The sequence below is a fragment of the Xanthomonas sp. SHU 199 genome (assembly GCF_000364665.1).
GTDB classification, from domain to species: domain Bacteria; phylum Pseudomonadota; class Gammaproteobacteria; order Xanthomonadales; family Xanthomonadaceae; genus Xanthomonas_A; species Xanthomonas_A sontii.
In genome coordinates, this window is the sequence record NZ_AQOI01000724.1 from 1 (window position 1) to 2,561 (window position 2,561).

A 2,561-nucleotide genomic window follows, 5' to 3' on the forward strand; every position below is an offset into this window, starting at 1 on the left:
CACGCCTTCCAGGTGTTCGAGCAGCGCCAGGCCGGCATACCAGGGCATGCGCGCCGAACGCTGCGACAGGTTGTCGCCCTCCAGCGCCGACAGCGGAATGCACTGCACGTCGGCGATGCCCAACTGCGCGGCGAGCGCGCGGTACTCGGCGGCGATCGCGTCGAACGTCGCCTGCGCGAAGCCGACCAGGTCCATCTTGTTGACCGCCAGCACCACGTGACGGATGCCCAGCAGCGCGACGATGTAGCTGTGCCGGCGGGTCTGGGTCAGCACGCCCTTGGACGCATCGACCAGCACCACCGCCACATCGGCGGTGGAGGCGCCGGTGGCCATGTTGCGGGTGTACTGCGCATGCCCGGGGCAGTCGGCGACGATGAACTTGCGCCGGTCGGTATCGAAATAGCGGTAGGCCACATCGATGGTGATGCCCTGCTCGCGCTCGGCGGCCAGGCCGTCCAGCAGCAGCGCATAGTCGATGGCTCCGCCGCGGGTGCCGTGGCGCTTGCTGTCGGCACCGAGCGCGGCCAGTTGGTCGTCGAACAGCCGCTTGCTGTCGTACAGCAAGCGACCGATCAGCGTGCTCTTGCCGTCGTCGACGCTGCCACAGGTGATGAAGCGCAGCAGCGGCTTGTGTTCGTGTTGCTGCAGGTAGGCGGCGACTGCGTCGCCGCCTACGGGAATGGGGAATGGGGAATGGGGAATGGAAACAGCGGTCTCCTGCGACGCGCCAGATGGCGGCGATGCTTGCTTTTGCACTTGCGATTCCCGATTCCCTGTTCCCGATTCCCAGCCCATCAGAAATACCCCTCCACCTTCTTCTGCTCCATCGAGGCGCCCGGATCCTGGTCGATGATCCGGCCCTGGCGTTCGGAGGTGGTGGCCTGCAGCATCTCGGCGATGATCTTCTCCAGGGTGTCGGCCTGCGACTCGATCGCGCCGGTCAACGGGTAGCAGCCGAGGGTGCGGAAGCGCACGCGGCGCAGCTGCGGGGTTTCGCCGGGACGCAGCGGCAGGCGCGCGTCGTCCACCATGATCAGCGCGCCGTCGCGTTCCACCACCGGACGCTCGGCGGCGAAGTACAGCGGCACCACCGGAATCGCTTCGCGGTAGATGTACAGCCAGATGTCCAGCTCGGTCCAGTTGGACAGCGGGAACACGCGCACGCTCTCGCCGGGATGGATGCGCGGGTTGTACAGATTCCACAACTCCGGACGCTGCTGCTTGGGATCCCAGCGGTGGTGCGCGTTGCGGAACGAGAACACGCGCTCCTTGGCGCGCGCCTTCTCCTCGTCGCGGCGCGCGCCGCCGATGGCGGCATCGAACTTCCACAGGTCCAGCGCCTGCTTGAGCGCCTGAGTCTTCATCACGTCGGTGTGCACGCTGGCGCCGTGGCTGAACGGGCCGACGTCCTGGGCGACGCCGTCGGGATTGATGTGCACGCGCAGCTCCACGCCGGTCTCGGCGGCGCGGCGGTCGCGGAAGGCGATCATCTCGCGGAACTTCCAGCGCGTGTCCACGTGCAGCAGCGGGATCGGCGGCGGCGCCGGCGCGAACGCCTTGAGCAGCAGGTGCAGCAGTACCGAGCTGTCCTTGCCCACCGAATACAGCAGCACCGGGTTGCGGAACTCGGCAGCGACCTCGCGCAGGATGTGGATGCTCTCGGCCTCTAAGCGGTCGAGGTGGGACAGGGGGAACGCACTCATCGAGACGGCGGCGGCAGGCAGTGGGAGACCGGACCGAAGCGTAGCAGCGGTCGTGGCAGTCGGGGCGGCAGTGTGCGTCGCGCCGGCCGCCCGGCAGAAATAAGCCCCGGGCATGAGTCGATAACCCCTGTTCCTTTCTGCACCGCGCAACGCTTCCCTAACATCGGTCATCCCTTCCCAACACCCGGACCGGCCATGACCGCCGCCTCGCCCGCGTTGCCGCCCAGCCCCTTGCCCGAGGAGCGCAAGGCACTGCTGGCGCGGACCGTGGAGGGCCTCGACGCGGCCGGCCTGTGGTGGCTGTCCGGCTACGCCGCCGGCCTGGCCCAGGCGCAGGGGCCGGCAACGCCGGCGCTGGCCGTGGTCGCCGGTGCCGCCGCGTCACCCTCGCCCGCGCCGCAGTTGAGCATCGTCTACGGCAGCCAGACCGGCAACGCGCGCCGCGCCGCCGAACAGGTCGCCACCGAGGCCGAAGCCGCCGGGCTGGCGGTGCGCCTGCTGCGCGCCGACGTCTATCCCACCCGCGAGTTGGGCAACGAACGCCTGCTGTACGTGGTCATCAGCACCCAGGGCGAGGGCGACCCGCCGGACGATGCGATCGGCTTCGTCGAGTTCCTGCAGAGCCGGCGCGCGCCAAAGCTGCCGCAGCTGCAGTACGCCGTGCTCGGCCTGGGCGATTCCAGCTACGCCGATTTCTGCGGCATCGCCCGGCGCCTGGATGCGCGCCTGGCCGAACTCGGCGCGCAACGCCTGCTGCCGCTGGGCGAGGCCGACCTGGAGATCGAGACGGTCGCGGCGCCATGGCGCGCGCAGGCGCTGGCGCAGGCGCGCGACGTGCTGGGCCGCCACACGCCCGCG

Annotated in this window: 3 protein-coding genes; 1 reads left to right on the forward strand and 2 read right to left on the reverse strand. The window is 69.6% G+C overall.

All coding sequences use genetic code 11. The features are described from left to right. Together D183_RS0120205 and cysD are read right to left on the reverse strand one after the other, a co-directional pair. On the reverse strand, window positions 1-795 hold a 795-nt coding region (locus tag D183_RS0120205; protein ID WP_198527682.1), incomplete at its 3' end, for a sulfate adenylyltransferase subunit 1. Continuing rightward, a complete protein-coding gene (gene cysD, locus D183_RS0120210) occupies window positions 795-1,703 on the reverse strand; it encodes a sulfate adenylyltransferase subunit CysD (protein ID WP_017910600.1) in 909 nt (302 codons plus the stop codon). The genes D183_RS0120205 and cysD, both read right to left, overlap by 1 nt. Before the next feature lie 195 nt (window positions 1,704-1,898). Here cysD and D183_RS0120215 point away from each other — a divergent pair. Further along, window positions 1,899-2,561: flavodoxin domain-containing protein (locus tag D183_RS0120215; protein ID WP_017910601.1), on the forward strand; the 663-nt coding region annotated here is incomplete at its 3' end.

What these genes read in the sequence shown, in the direction of transcription:
- cysD (WP_017910600.1), bottom strand. Translation starts at nt 1,703, where the DNA reads ATGAGTGCGTTCCCCCTGTCCCACCTCGACCGCTTAGAGGCCGAGAGC.